Annotated in this window: 16 protein-coding genes; all 16 read right to left on the bottom strand. The window is 36.2% G+C overall.

Features of this window, described 5'->3' with window-relative positions; translation table 11 throughout:
- Positions 1 to 2: 2 nt before the first annotated feature.
- Positions 3 to 1,031: a hypothetical protein gene (locus tag MK115_RS03670; protein ID WP_287609393.1), complete on the bottom strand. Its 1,029-nt coding sequence runs from the start codon at positions 1,029 to 1,031 to the stop codon at positions 3 to 5.
- On the bottom strand, positions 1,031 to 1,246 hold the full coding sequence (locus MK115_RS03675; protein WP_287609395.1) for a tail protein X: 216 nt from the start codon (positions 1,244 to 1,246) through the stop codon (positions 1,031 to 1,033). The genes MK115_RS03670 and MK115_RS03675 overlap by 1 nt, the downstream gene beginning before the upstream one ends.
- A complete protein-coding gene (locus MK115_RS03680; protein ID WP_287609397.1) occupies positions 1,247 to 1,846 on the bottom strand; it encodes a phage tail protein in 600 nt (199 codons plus the stop codon).
- Positions 1,843 to 3,483, bottom strand: coding sequence for a phage tail tape measure protein (locus MK115_RS03685; RefSeq protein WP_287608202.1), 1,641 nt, complete (start codon positions 3,481 to 3,483; stop codon positions 1,843 to 1,845). The genes MK115_RS03680 and MK115_RS03685 overlap by 4 nt, the downstream gene beginning before the upstream one ends.
- 19 nt (positions 3,484 to 3,502) lie before the next feature.
- Positions 3,503 to 3,817, bottom strand: coding sequence for a hypothetical protein (locus MK115_RS03690; protein ID WP_287608203.1), 315 nt, complete (start codon positions 3,815 to 3,817; stop codon positions 3,503 to 3,505).
- The gene (locus MK115_RS03695; RefSeq protein ID WP_287608204.1) at positions 3,786 to 4,172 is read right to left on the bottom strand and encodes a hypothetical protein; all 387 of its coding nucleotides are present in this window, start codon (positions 4,170 to 4,172) and stop codon (positions 3,786 to 3,788) included. Before MK115_RS03695 ends, MK115_RS03690 begins: the two co-directional genes overlap by 32 nt.
- A 19-nt stretch (positions 4,173 to 4,191) precedes the next feature.
- On the bottom strand, positions 4,192 to 4,701 hold the full coding sequence (locus MK115_RS03700) for a hypothetical protein (RefSeq protein WP_287608205.1): 510 nt from the start codon (positions 4,699 to 4,701) through the stop codon (positions 4,192 to 4,194).
- Positions 4,702 to 4,719: 18 nt separating this feature from the next.
- Positions 4,720 to 6,306 carry a phage tail sheath subtilisin-like domain-containing protein gene (locus tag MK115_RS03705; RefSeq protein ID WP_287608206.1) on the bottom strand — a complete coding sequence of 529 codons (1,587 nt, stop codon included), beginning with the start codon at positions 6,304 to 6,306 and terminating at the stop codon, positions 4,720 to 4,722.
- Between the two features lie 20 nt (positions 6,307 to 6,326).
- Positions 6,327 to 6,773, bottom strand: a complete 447-nt coding sequence (locus MK115_RS03710; protein WP_287608207.1) for a hypothetical protein — start codon at positions 6,771 to 6,773, stop codon at positions 6,327 to 6,329.
- Positions 6,774 to 6,775: 2 nt separating this feature from the next.
- Entirely contained in the window at positions 6,776 to 8,041 is a 1,266-nt protein-coding gene (locus MK115_RS03715; protein ID WP_287608209.1) for a hypothetical protein, read from the bottom strand.
- A complete protein-coding gene (locus MK115_RS03720) occupies positions 8,042 to 9,301 on the bottom strand; it encodes a DUF4815 domain-containing protein (RefSeq protein ID WP_287609399.1) in 1,260 nt (419 codons plus the stop codon).
- Between the two features lie 76 nt (positions 9,302 to 9,377).
- On the bottom strand, positions 9,378 to 10,499 hold the full coding sequence (locus tag MK115_RS03725; RefSeq protein WP_287608213.1) for a phage tail protein: 1,122 nt from the start codon (positions 10,497 to 10,499) through the stop codon (positions 9,378 to 9,380).
- Positions 10,500 to 11,396 carry a hypothetical protein gene (locus MK115_RS03730; RefSeq protein WP_287608215.1) on the bottom strand — a complete coding sequence of 299 codons (897 nt, stop codon included), beginning with the start codon at positions 11,394 to 11,396 and terminating at the stop codon, positions 10,500 to 10,502.
- Entirely contained in the window at positions 11,393 to 11,746 is a 354-nt protein-coding gene (locus tag MK115_RS03735; RefSeq protein ID WP_287609401.1) for a GPW/gp25 family protein, read from the bottom strand. Before MK115_RS03735 ends, MK115_RS03730 begins: the two co-directional genes overlap by 4 nt.
- Positions 11,747 to 11,755: 9 nt before the next feature.
- The gene (locus MK115_RS03740; protein ID WP_287609403.1) at positions 11,756 to 12,469 is read right to left on the bottom strand and encodes a phage baseplate assembly protein V; all 714 of its coding nucleotides are present in this window, start codon (positions 12,467 to 12,469) and stop codon (positions 11,756 to 11,758) included.
- A partial coding sequence (locus MK115_RS03745; RefSeq protein ID WP_287609405.1) for a hypothetical protein occupies positions 12,459 to 13,047 on the bottom strand: 589 nt, incomplete at its 5' end. The genes MK115_RS03745 and MK115_RS03740, both read right to left, overlap by 11 nt.

The following is a 13,047-nucleotide window of genomic DNA, read 5'->3' on the forward strand; positions in this document are numbered from 1 at the left end:
TTTTACTCCTTTATCGTTGCGTCACATTCTAGTCGTGTGAAATAACCACTGTTATCGATAATATGATCAGCACGCATCACATACCAACTTTGATTAACTATTTCCCTTCGATAACCTTGAACCTTTATTCGTTGACCACTTTGTAAATTAGGATTCCCTAAAGTGGTTAAAATTAACTTCTCATTACTTCTAGATAAATTTCTAAACTTAGTCCTAGCTTCATTACTAGCTATAGAGCCATTATCATAAGTCAAAGGTAAAACTAAAACATTATTACCTTCAGAACCAACTAAAACCTCAGCAACATCATCACCAGATTTATAATTAGCCTTAACCCCACTATAATTAACTAATTCGCTCACATTATAAGAAATATCAACTATATCACTATCTGACTTTGCATTAAATTTTAGAACTTGCTGATTAGCTACATTAGAAACACTATTAAGAAAACTTTCACGCTTCTTAAAATAAACAATATTATTTTTAACCTTAAAAATAGCATCATATCTTTTAGCAAGTTTACTTAAAAATGCCTGGTCACTTTCATTCTGAATTTGATGCCCTACATTGATACCTTGCAACTCAAAGTCTACATAGTAACCAAGTCCTGCACTATTCGCTAAACTGAAAACTACTTGTAATAAACTAGTCCCATCTACCCAAGTTTTTTGACGAGCGTTTGCTAATCCCTTAGTTGTATAGTTAATCCCTAAACCCTGAATCTGCAAAACCTGACCTAATTGAGCATTAATTCTTAACTGATAATCAGTAACTTTATACTTCCCAAAGGGAACTATCTTTTTATCGCTATATCCTAAACTAAACTCAAACTCTGCACCTCGTTCAGGTAAAGTAAAGTTCTTACCAGGTAACTGATTTTGAACAACTAAATTAAAACTGTCATTTATGAAACCAATGTTGTCACTAATAGTCAAAAATGGAGCCATACCGGCTCTATAAATTTGCGCTCCAATATTAACTGAACCGCTAGTTATATTTATAAGTGGTTTAACTCCCTTATTTACCATTAGCTAAATACATCCACAAAACCAGTATCTATTTCAGAATCATCAACAATTGGTAAAGTTATTTTTTCATTTGCCCTTAAAAACCAATCTTTCCTTCTAAGTAAATTAGGATTAGCTTCTAATATTTTCGACTCTAAACCTTCAACTCCATAATAAGCAAAAGCTATAGTATCTAATCTGTCACCATCTTTAGCCGTGTAAACGATATCTGCCATCTAACTACCAAATCCTCTTAATGGGTTCTTACCTCTAAGGACATCACCAACTGCACCAAATAGTTGATCTAATAAATTCTCGACTGAAGCGTCAGTTAATTCATCATCACCAAAACGAACCATTCTCACCAAAACATCTTGATCAGCAGCCATTCCATTTGACCTAATAGCTCTCTGTGATTTCTGAATACTATCTATGAACCATCTACCATAATACGTACCATTACCGTCTCTAAGTTTTTCTACGTCCTGTCTCTGGGCTTTAAATTCGAGTTTTTGTAAGCTTTTAGTTCCAACTATACCTGTATTAGTATTTAATGCACCTAAGCCCAGCTGAATACCACCTAAAGTGCTTGAACGAATAGGCATTAAAGGAATAACCTTTCCCTGAAGAATTAATGTCTGACGACCGACACCCATAGCCTGGTGAATTGGTCTAGCTCCAACTCTATCTATCTGAACCCAACGATACTCTTCTAACCAATCCATTTGACTAGGTGAAAAAGTTGAATACTTAAAAATATAATCACCCCAAACTAAAACAGGTCTCAAAGGAAAAGCCTTTGCAGGATTTGTAAATAGTAAATTACCAATACTCATAACTGGGTACTCCTTTTAACTTGAGATACTAACTCATCATTTCTGTCATTCATTGCAAATTTAACAGCGCTTGCTATAGAGCTGGCGCTTGCACCCATACCACCACCAACGCTATCAGGGATATTAACAGTTACGGGACTAGTAATGTTAACTACATTACCACTACTAGGTGTTTGAGGTAAAACAGTAGAAGTTACAGCCTCACTCATCCTACCCCCCATACCAGCAAGAGTATTTTGACCAAACATAGCACCGCCTACTTGAATCCCTAAGTTTGTTAATTGAGCACCTATTCTGACCACTGAACTTAAGAGGCTAACCATATTCTGTAAAGCCATCTGAACCTCAGGGTCTTTTAAAGTATTTGCAAATACTCGCATAGCTTCAGTTGCTGTATCTATCAAAGCTGGCATAGTATCTCCTAAAGCGTCTATAAAAGCAAGTTTAACTTCTTCAGTAGCACTGGTTAACTCCTTCATTTGATTACCTAAGCTCGATCTAATACGATCAGCAGTTCTCTGAGCAGCACCACTACTATTTTCTAAAGCTTCAGTGTAATTAACAATTGTTCCAGCGCCAGCGCTCATTAAAATATTTAATTCTTGAATAGCTTCACCACCAAATATAGTAGCTAAAGCAGCTTGCTTCTGAACACTTGTAGCATTAGCTAATTTTTTACTAAGCTCATCAATGATACCAGCAAAGTTTTTAATCTCACCATCTTTAGTAAATTCAAGATTGTACTTAGCCATCTCTTCACGCATAGCCTTGGTAGGCTTTAATATACGAGTTAAAGAAGTACCAAGCGCTCTAGTAGCTATAGAACCATTTAGACCATTGTTACCAAGAATCCCAATAATCGCACTTGCTTCCTCAAGGCTTATCCCTAAAGCTTTTGCAGTTGGACCCATGAACTTCATAGCCTCTGCAAACTGAGTCATATCATTCTTACTAGTGTTAACAGTCTTAACCATCACATCCATGACCGCAGTAGCTTCAGTTAAAGGCTTTTTAAATTGAGCCATAGTACTAAGTAAAATATCAGTACTTCCAGCTAAGTCCATACCAGAAGCTGTAGCTAAATCTAATACTTTTGGTAAAACGGCAACTTGCTCAGCAGCCTCAACTCCAGCACGACCTAAAAACGTCAACGCTTCAGCGGCTTGAGTAGCTGTAAACTCGGTACTAGCGCCCATCTCTCTAGCAATATCGGTTAGGTTTTCCAACTCAGCAGCAGTAGAATTACTAACCGCTCCAGCCGTCGCAATTTGAGTACTAAACTCTCCAGCCAACTGTAAACTATTACTTACAAAACCAATAGCAGCTTGAACACTCAAGTAAGCAGCAGCTAACCCAGCCACTTTACTTACTAAACCAGCTGTATTCATTTGAGCTACTTTAGTTGATTGAGCATATTTAGTTGTTTGAATAGCAGTCTTTTCAGTTGCTCTGCCCTGCTCTTTAACTTCTTTTTCAACACGATCAGCAGCTCTGCTCATTGCCTTTTGAGCAGCGGTTAATTTGCCTATAGTCTTTTGAAGTTCCTTAGCTCTAGCAATAGCCTTGTCAAACGATTGAACATAATCACTCGCTAATTGAGCAGTTAATGTTACTTTAGCTTGTTGACCATTTGCCATCTATTACTAATTTTAACCCTTACGCTGAGCTGCTTTTATTTGCCTTTCTTTCCTGTTCTAAAATCCATACAAAATCATCATAGTATTCAAAAAGTCTATCTAGCTCAATATCCCTCAACTCTTCAAAACTATTATGAGTATGTCTACTTAACTGAATAATCCAGACTTCAATTAATTCCCTACAAAACTTATTAGGATTAACTATATCGTCATAACGCTCTAATTCAATAACTGGATTGCGAATTGTAAAGCTATCAAAGAAAGATACTAAGCTTCTAACAAATAAACCAAAATCAGGTAAATTAATCGTTAAGATCGGCTTCAAGCTCTTCATCAGGTTCTTCCAAGGATTCTTTAACTTTATCCTGGATTCCTTCATAGAGACCTTGACTCTTAGCAAACTCAATGGCAACTGAAAGCCTTTCATTACGAAAGGGTAAAATCTGTTTAATCATTACCTCCCTATAGAAGTGTTGACCATCGATTAAATTAAGGTTCTCAATTTGATTTAAGCCTAAGTCGCTAATTTCCACCAGTAACTTATCACAAACTTCTTGATCGGTGATACTAGTATCTTTGTAAAACTTTTCAGCTAAAGCTAAATGCTTAGACTTAAGTCCATTGTAGTTAACAATCTCAGTACCATCCTCTAAAGGTTCTACTAGTTGATAAGTGTATTTATATCCCATTAATTCCCCCATTTTCTAATTAAACGTTGCTTTGAGCTAATAAAGCGATATCGTCATCATCTGTAATATCCCAAACAAACTCTTCTCCACCTTTACGGTCTCTATAGAAATAACAAGTAAATTCACAGTTAAGTTGTTGAATTTCACCCTGAGTTAAATTCTGACCAGCAGCCATATTTAACCAACCTCTCATAGTTCTAGTTCTCTTAACCTTAGCTCCTGTATTGGTATCTAGTTCAATAGAGGTGATAATTAATTGTTGTTGCTGTCCGTTCTTTCCTCTCTGTTGGAAATTATGAATAGCGATAGAATCTTCACCTAAAGTAAAGCTTGCGATCTTAACACCTGACTCTCTACCCGTTGGATAACCACCAACACCAGCTAATCCACCGCTTGGATACTCAGCAGTTTCACCTTCAAAACTAGGAGGAGTGAAAGTTAATATAGTCCCATCAAACTTAATGTTATTCTGGTTATCCCTTAAAGAACCGCTATATCGTGTGCTAATTGTTGGCTTTCTAAATGTCATTTCTCTTTAATTCCTTCCTTATACAGCATCAGCTAATACTGAACCTAAAAACCTCGTAGTTAATGCAAGCTCTGTGGTTACTCTTGTAATAGTTCCAACAGGAGTAAATTCTAATTTTGCGTAAATTAAACCTTGATTCAAATTAGCTAAAGGATTTCTTTCTGGCGGTAAAGTTACTCTAGTTGCACCATTCAATAAAGTTCCTTTATACCTATCTAAATCATCAGAAATAGCTTCCTGTAAATCATCTAAATTCTGACCAGTTAATGGCTGACCAAGAAAACCGCCTGCGATCTCTTGCGCTCTAACCTCTAAGAAATCAGTGATACGCTTAGAACCCTCAAAAGTAAAGAACTCTTCATTCGTTGTAGTGTTTTCACCAATTACTCTAAATCTGCTACCACCATCATTAACAATAGTCGTTATATTGTTTGAGTTTAAAGTACCTACTGAACTAGTAGCGCTATTGTTAAAGTCATACTTACGCTCACTAGCTATACAGTCAGGGATAAATGAACCAGTTAAACCTTGAGCTAAAGAAGCATCATTATCAATTGCTGCCCTCATGCCAGCAGCTACAGCAGCAAAACTTCTGAACACAGTTACTGAGCCAGTTAGTGGGGTGAAACCAGGCTTGTCATTAAATAACCTAACATTCTTACTATTGAAGTCATTTCTATAGTTAATAGCTGCACTTACAGTAGTTTCCTCAACGTCTACGTAAATAGTTCCTTTAAGGTTTTCAGCTTGAGTTAATAAAGATGAAACTACAGGATCTAGAGTGTTAGTGTCAGGTTTAATTCCTGCAAAACCTGGAGCTATAAAGATTCTTGGTGTAAAACCAGTCTTCGCTTGAGAATTTTTAAATTCTTCAATTGAATTAACAATATCAGTCTGAGTCACAGCAGAAAAATCAACAAAAGTATAATTAACTGAGATTGTAGCTAATCTATCAATAATCAAGCTAGTTGAAACTCTATTAATAATTCCATCATCTGCATTGATTGTATAGTCTGTATTTAAAACTGCTGTGGCTGTATATTCAACGATAACTGTTTCACCAGCAGCAATAGCGCCAGTACCTTCTCTAGTAATAACATTTGATGCAACTGTATAATCTGTTCCACCACCTACATAAGTAGTAAGACTATCAGAAGACTTAACAGCGTCCACGCTAGTAATTCCACTAGGTAAAGTTATAGTCTCATCTGCTAAAAATGTTTTGGTGACTATAAAATCAGTGTCTAAAGTAACTGCACTTATATAACCGTTATCCAACTGAGCTTCATTTGCTCCGTTCAACACGGCTAATTCGCTAGTAACCGTATCATTGTGAACCGCTGGATCACATACGTTAATTACACATGCCGTAAATGTTCCAGACTTCCTAACTAAATCAACTGCATCAGGGATAGTTGCACTATCTGCTTTATACTCCCCATACTCTTCAAAAATAGTAGTACCATCACCAGTAAAACCTTGAACAACCCCAACGTCTCCTTTACCAGCTGTACCAATAACACCTATAACACTAAAATCACTTTGTGGGGTAGTCTGCACCCCTGTGCTAGTTACTATAGTCTCGGTTGTAATTGCATTTCCCATAACTTTATTTTATAACCTTTTTAACCTTCATTTTTAACACGAGTTTTATACTCTTCAATAATATTTAAAAACATATCTGCTATTCTGCTATCTAACTCTAAAGAATTTTTGTCTCTATCAATCAAACTACCTAGAAAAACTAGCTGGTCATAATTAACACTAGTTCTTTTAGTTAATATTCCCTCAACTACTTTCTTCCCAGGTAAATCTAGATATGTCTCCATTGCACCCTGCAACTCTAAAGCTAAACTTAAATCGGTTTTTCCGATTTTACTAATCTCTTGATTAAAAAAATCTAATGGCTCAATAGATGTAGTCTCAGGCTTCTCAGGTTCAACTACTTCACTTAAATTACTTTGAGGTAAACCAGGTGGAGCAATCCATGCACCATCTTCGTTTTTGTAACCACCCAAACCATTCTCAGTTACATATTCATATCCTTGCTCTTCTAAATCTTGTCTACGCATAATTAAAATGGCCTTCCTTCAACTTGTACATAATGAGTACCCCATGGCTCGACATAACCGCCATCTGAACCAGCGCTAGCGGTAGTACCATTTGTGGAGAAAAAAGAAGCGCCACCAGTTCCAACATTACCAGTCTTCGTTGTTGTATTTGTTAAAAATGTAGATGCCTGTGCATAAATCAACCCAGAGTGTCCGCCGCCACCGCCGCCACCCGAGTGATTACTAACAGGGTTATTGTCTGAACCACTGCCGCCATTTCCACCAGATACATCAATAGTGCCACCATTAAAGTTTATAGTATTGGCAAACAAAAAGACATACCCGCCGTGTCCGCCACCGCCACCACCAACGGCATCATTTAATGCCCCATCTTGCCCATTACCACCAGTCATTGTTATATTTGCAGCTATCTCTATTGAATCAGCAATTAACACTATAGCGCCAGTACACGTTCCACCCGATAACGCACCTAATCCCGCTTGTGCTGGGGAAGAAATATTATTACCATTAGAAGAAAAACCACCTGCACCGCCGCCGCCGCCAGTAGTTGTTTGAGCTAAGGAATTAAAGGTATCTTCTGTTTGAAAAGTTCTATTAATAAATAAATTATAAGTATAAGCTCCTGCACCAAAAGGTATTGGTGTTACCTGTGGCTGCCCACCACCAAAGCCCTGTAAGGCACTACCTCCTCTACCGGTTGCTAAGCTAAATCTAGTTGAAGGATATTCCCTAAGCTTATTCATACTACCAGTAGATGCCAGTAAAGGTCTGCTTTCGATAAGCAAACCATCTGGGGAAGTACCAAAAGTTGCACCAGAACCATGTCCGCCTCCACTTTTACCAACGGGAACTTTTTTAGTCCCACTAAACCCTGAAGTATTATTAGCATGATCATAAGGCATATCAAGAAAAACACCTCGCTCTCCCCGATTAACCCCAATAACTCCGTTACCACCAATAGTAATATTTTGAGCTGCTTTAATGACATTTAAACCATCTACTGTTAATTGATGTCCTGAATTAATGGTGAAATTTCGGCAATTAATTTCATTGTAAGAAAATTCTTTACCAATTACAAAATTACCAGTACTCGAAAAGTCTCTAGCTACATTATTTATATTAGGTAAATCTAAACTAACAGGATAGTTATTAACTGAATACTCTATCAAACCCCATTCAAATTGATATTTGCAAACAGGGAAATTAACTATCCCTTTGAGCCCACCTGAGCCACCACCTAAAAAAGTACTTACTGAATTTACACCCATTTAATATCTTCTCCCTTTGACAACAATTTTCTTTATCTCAAAAAAATTACTATTACTTTCATTTTTTTCAACAAAAAAAGTTAGATAAGCTTGGTCTACTTCCTTGTCATTGTCATCTAAATTATTAAACCTATAAGCTGCATCTGATCTGGTGATAGTCAATTTATTTGTGGTCGTTGCATTACCGATAGTGTTTTCTGCACCAAAATAATTAAAGCCATTAAAGAAAAATTCATCACTATTTAAAAATGTTTCAAATGGTGCATCCATGTCAAGGTTGTAAATAAACCCACCAAATAAAGTCATTTGATCATAATTAGAATCTATAGCAGCGTGGTTATTACCTTTAATTTGATATTGACCAATAAAGTTACGATCATAGAAAAATACTAAAGGAATAAAATTAGCATAAAACCTAAACCAAGTAACTCCAGTATCTGAGCCGTTACCTAAATCCGAATCGTTACCTACGCTAGTACCGCCTGCTAAAGTCTTCCACCATTGCCCTTGACCGTCTTGCACTACATCATTAGCGACATACACTGTACCTGAAGCCCAAGCACCCATGTCTTGATAAGTAAATGGAGTATTACCATCTGTTCCAACATAAGCCGTCCATGCAACTCCGGTATCCGACCCACCTGCTAAACCTGAATCATCCCCCGATGAAGTTCCACCGCCAGCAGTTTTAAAATAGGCTCCAGTAAAATCTTGAACAATGTCATCAGCAGCATAAACTGTAGCGTCAGCCCATAGACCACGGTAACTAAACTCACTAGGAGTCATACCACTATCTGTAGCATCGTAACCCCATACAGCATCTAGTTTAAATCTTCCAGCTCCACGTTTACCTTGTCCTTGAGTACCTACAGGGCTCTGACCAAGTAAACCACTATCTGCATCAGAATCAATATCACTTAAGTTATATCTAACACCCAATCTAACACTTTCACTAGCAGGAATTGTAATTGTTCCGCCAGCCATATATAAAACGTGTTTATCTGTAAAAATATCTGTATTAACTAAAGTTACAAGTCCTGCACTAATTGGATTGTTGAAATCATAACCACCACTACGAATACAATTAGCAACTAAATCAGAAGCTAATAACTCAGCTCTAAAATCTGCATAATCTTGAACCTCATTTTGTTCTGAACTTTGAGCAATACGAGATGAACCAGTTGCATCTTTAGTTAAATATTGATGCCCAACATAATTCTGAGTTTTATCGTATCTGCTTAGTCTTCCTGTTAAACTCATAATTTACTTTTGATAATTTAATTTGTGTCAGAAGGAAACATAAAGAAAATTAACAACTTCTACCCCCTATTTTAACTTAGATTTCTATGACTAATTTAATCTCATTTTCGATATAACCAGCTCTTGGGACAGAACTAGTGTTTAAGTTAACTAATTGTGTTTCACTAGCAATATCTGTTACTTCAAAAAATTCTTTCCCTTCATAAGGTGTATTAAGAGTTGTATTATAAACAAGATTTAAACTATTCATATTACCCAAAGCAACACCTTGACTATCAACCAACCCACGCTCATCAATAACAAAATCAATATAAAGCTTGTTGGTTGGAGTAAGACTTTGAGAGTAAGTAAATCCATCAACTTCCAAATCACCACTTACATCATCAACTACATAAAACTGATTCCTAGTTCTTCTATAAAGAGTAGGTGCATCACTATAACCAACTTTTAATAAAATACGACTTGCTAAAACTGTAGCAATAGTATCTACTAAAGCAACTATGTGAGTTTCTTCTAACTTGATTAAAAGAAACACTCTTATATCCTCTGTTAACCCTGGGAAATTTTGACCATAAATGTCATCTAAAAAACTTTCATCAAGTCGAGTTTCATCATAAACTAAAATCCCAGAGCCTAAATCATTGTTTGTAATAGCTAAAACCTTGGTGTAAAAAGCTTTTGCAATATCAATAGCAGTTACAACATCTTGCATCTTATTAGCATCAGTAAATGTATCAGCCAAATTAATAGTAAAAAAGCCAGGATCATTATCGGTAATACTACCAAGGTTTACACCTGACCATTCAAGAGCCTTTCTTATAGCCCATACAGTACCTCTTCTTTGCTGAAACAACTCAGCTTCTTCTAGCGCACTGTAATCAAGATCTATAACCTTACTTAAAGCACCAAGACCTTTTTCAATAAATAAGTAAGGCAAAATTTTACTATTTGCCGAATCGTAACGTATTCTTCTGAAAGTTTCTAAAGCATTATCAATCGTTTCCCAGTCAAAGACCTTTAAGATATCTTTCTCTAACTGAGAAGAAGCTGGATTAAGCAATAAATCTAAACCAAATCTTTGAGAAGTTCCAGCGAGTGAAAATTGAGGATCACCCTCGTTAAGTAATATGACGCTTTCAAAATTGCCCTCATTAGCAAAAAGCTCCATATCTTCAAAGTAAGTAGGATCTACACTCATCTAAAATTTAAAACCTGCATTAGTTAAACTCAAAGTACCTATATTAATTTTTTGACTTTCAGTAGCAACTAAATCACTAAATAATATTGTTTTACCAACATCTGTATAAACCTTAATATCAGAAATACCATCTATTAAAAGAGTTTTGTTAATCCAAGCTAAATTAAGATCTCTAGCAAGACCAATTTCACTAGCAAAAGCAGTATTGAATATTCCTTCAAGACTTTCAAATGTAGCCACTGGTGTATCTGGCAAAGAAAATACATCAATATAAAGATCTTGGGTAACAATACTTGCAGAATTAACATTTACTTGAACACCACCAATCTTAACTATCTCTGCACTAAAAGCATCACTTACAGCAGTCAATAAAGCAGAATCTGCAACACCACCATTATCAGTAGCCAAAATATAAACATCTATAACCGCTGCTGTAGTACTCTGCACAAAAACATCAGCTACACGCTCAACATCTAAAGCAACTGAACTAAAATAACTATCTGACTCCGCCCTAATACCAGCTTGAGTCAATAAAATACGATTTCTAAAAGCATCATCCGTTTCCAAAACTGCCTCAGTTGGTGGGATAGCATCAGGATCAGCAGGGGTAACAATTGATCTAGCAATATTATAATTAGCCGCAACGTTATCTAAATCATTACCTGTAGAAGTAGCAATCAATACAGCTTTCACGGCATCATTTAATTTAGTTATAAACCTATTTTCAGCAACAGCATTGATATTTACATTCTTAGTAACAATATCACCATCTTGGTAGATCTCATACTCAGGCGCTAACTCTTTAAAATCCTCAATACGCTGAGCCTTTAAATTTTCTACAGAAGTAACATCTTCAATAATATCGGGATCAGGTAAAGAACTAATTTGTATACTCATATTAAATCACTCTCAAATAATGCTACTTCATCGTTATTAGCTCGAATAGCGTAACGAATCCTTACCTTCATTCTACCAGCCAGCCTATCATTGGTATTATCAAAACCAACCTCTAGGGCAACTAGTTTGATTTGCGGTATATAGTCACCTATAGCATCTGCAAGTAAAGCTTTTAATTGAATAATCTTATCTTCCGTGTCAGGACTTCCAGATAAAGCAGGTATATCACTACCATACTCATTAACATAAATATAATCCCCACGATTAGTCTTAATAAGCTGCTCCAACTGCTCATCAATCCAAGCTTTATATTCTATTGGTCTTCCTGTAACCCTACTAATTAAAACCATTTAAACTCCTTAAGGTAATACTGCAACCACTGCTCCATTCCAAGTAAATACGGGTGCTGTAATCGCAACACCAGTAACCGTGGCATCAACAACAGAAGTGCCACCAACCGCACTCATCTTACAACCTAAACTATTTGCTTCGACCTCATTAACACCTTTTTGCATCTTCACAGTATCTGTATTAGCTCTGACAAAACTACCATTTGAATGTTGTAAACGAATATCATCATTATCCATTTCTAATTTATGACCAAAACCAGTTACCGTTAACCGATCATCCCTAAATTGAATATTTAAATTATGACCATTTAAATTTAAGTTAACGTTATCACCTGCATTAATATTAATTCTTTCATTATTAACTTGAATCGAACCATTGTCACCAAAACTAAAGTTAGTAGTCTGATCATCATCAGGCATACCATTAGCAATAATTGGCAAAATATAACCCTGAGCTGGACTACCACTAGGGCATAAAACTAATACTGAATCATCAACACTAATGTTGTAATTTAATTTACCGGTAGAAAATCTCACCGTCATCCACTTTATAAAAGGTGTTTCAACACCTGGGGCTAGTAAAACCTTAGCAGTACTAGTCTCTAAGTCAACAGCACTTACTTTACCGGTATGCACTACCCAATTGAGCTTACTGTTAAGCTGATTCAAATTAGCAATTGCTTCTAGCACTGGGTTATCATCAGGTTCACCATTAAATTGCATCTTCTACCTCCAGTGGATTAGTTTGAGCATCATCTACATAGTACTGAATCAAACTACTGTCATCCACGTAATAACCATTAACATTCTTAGGGACTTTAACATCAAGTAAATTATTACCCTCTTCCTTCATATGTATCTGAGTAATTGTTGGGTAAGTAATAGTCTCTTCCATATAATCAATCCATCCAGGAGCTTCAAAAGTCCAAATATAAAGCAATCTACCATTTTCTGCCTTAAGAATTTCAAAACCTGCATATCTTACAAAATCAGTATTAGAATTAGCATCACCAGGATTTAACAATTCATCACCAAGACTACTGCCTACAAGACCTTCACCAGCTTCTACTAAATTTCCTTTACTATCATATGGGCAGGCTGCGTTAAATGGAACATTAATTAGAGCGTTGTAGATTTGAGTTCTCAAATCACTTAAAGACCTTAAATAAGTTAAACCTGCATTCCTCAAATGCCTGTCTCTAATATCTAATTCACAGACTATATCAAAGCTAGTAGTAACTCTTTGCGCGGTATAGTTACCACCTATAAAGTCTTCTACCTCGTCTCTCTCATTAGTTACA

Origin of the sequence: Prochlorococcus sp. ALOHA_ZT_50 (assembly GCF_022447305.1) — a bacterium.
Classification (GTDB): domain Bacteria; phylum Cyanobacteriota; class Cyanobacteriia; order PCC-6307; family Cyanobiaceae; genus Prochlorococcus_A.

What these genes read in the sequence shown, in the direction of transcription:
- MK115_RS03705 (WP_287608206.1), bottom strand. Translation starts at nt 6,306, where the DNA reads ATGGGAAATGCAATTACAACCGAGACTATAGTAACTAGCACAGGGGTG.
- MK115_RS03710 (WP_287608207.1), bottom strand. Translation starts at nt 6,773, where the DNA reads ATGCGTAGACAAGATTTAGAAGAGCAAGGATATGAATATGTAACTGAG.
- MK115_RS03725 (WP_287608213.1), bottom strand. Translation starts at nt 10,499, where the DNA reads ATGAGTGTAGATCCTACTTACTTTGAAGATATGGAGCTTTTTGCTAAT.
- MK115_RS03695 (WP_287608204.1), bottom strand. Translation starts at nt 4,172, where the DNA reads ATGGGATATAAATACACTTATCAACTAGTAGAACCTTTAGAGGATGGT.
- MK115_RS03735 (WP_287609401.1), bottom strand. Translation starts at nt 11,746, where the DNA reads ATGGTTTTAATTAGTAGGGTTACAGGAAGACCAATAGAATATAAAGCT.
- MK115_RS03720 (WP_287609399.1), bottom strand. Translation starts at nt 9,301, where the DNA reads ATGAGTTTAACAGGAAGACTAAGCAGATACGATAAAACTCAGAATTAT.
- MK115_RS03740 (WP_287609403.1), bottom strand. Translation starts at nt 12,469, where the DNA reads ATGCAATTTAATGGTGAACCTGATGATAACCCAGTGCTAGAAGCAATT.
- MK115_RS03680 (WP_287609397.1), bottom strand. Translation starts at nt 1,846, where the DNA reads ATGAGTATTGGTAATTTACTATTTACAAATCCTGCAAAGGCTTTTCCT.
- MK115_RS03730 (WP_287608215.1), bottom strand. Translation starts at nt 11,396, where the DNA reads ATGAGTATACAAATTAGTTCTTTACCTGATCCCGATATTATTGAAGAT.
- MK115_RS03670 (WP_287609393.1), bottom strand. Translation starts at nt 1,031, where the DNA reads ATGGTAAATAAGGGAGTTAAACCACTTATAAATATAACTAGCGGTTCA.
- MK115_RS03715 (WP_287608209.1), bottom strand. Translation starts at nt 8,041, where the DNA reads ATGGGTGTAAATTCAGTAAGTACTTTTTTAGGTGGTGGCTCAGGTGGG.
- MK115_RS03685 (WP_287608202.1), bottom strand. Translation starts at nt 3,483, where the DNA reads ATGGCAAATGGTCAACAAGCTAAAGTAACATTAACTGCTCAATTAGCG.
- MK115_RS03690 (WP_287608203.1), bottom strand. Translation starts at nt 3,817, where the DNA reads ATGAAGAGCTTGAAGCCGATCTTAACGATTAATTTACCTGATTTTGGT.
- MK115_RS03675 (WP_287609395.1), bottom strand. Translation starts at nt 1,246, where the DNA reads ATGGCAGATATCGTTTACACGGCTAAAGATGGTGACAGATTAGATACT.
- MK115_RS03700 (WP_287608205.1), bottom strand. Translation starts at nt 4,701, where the DNA reads ATGACATTTAGAAAGCCAACAATTAGCACACGATATAGCGGTTCTTTA.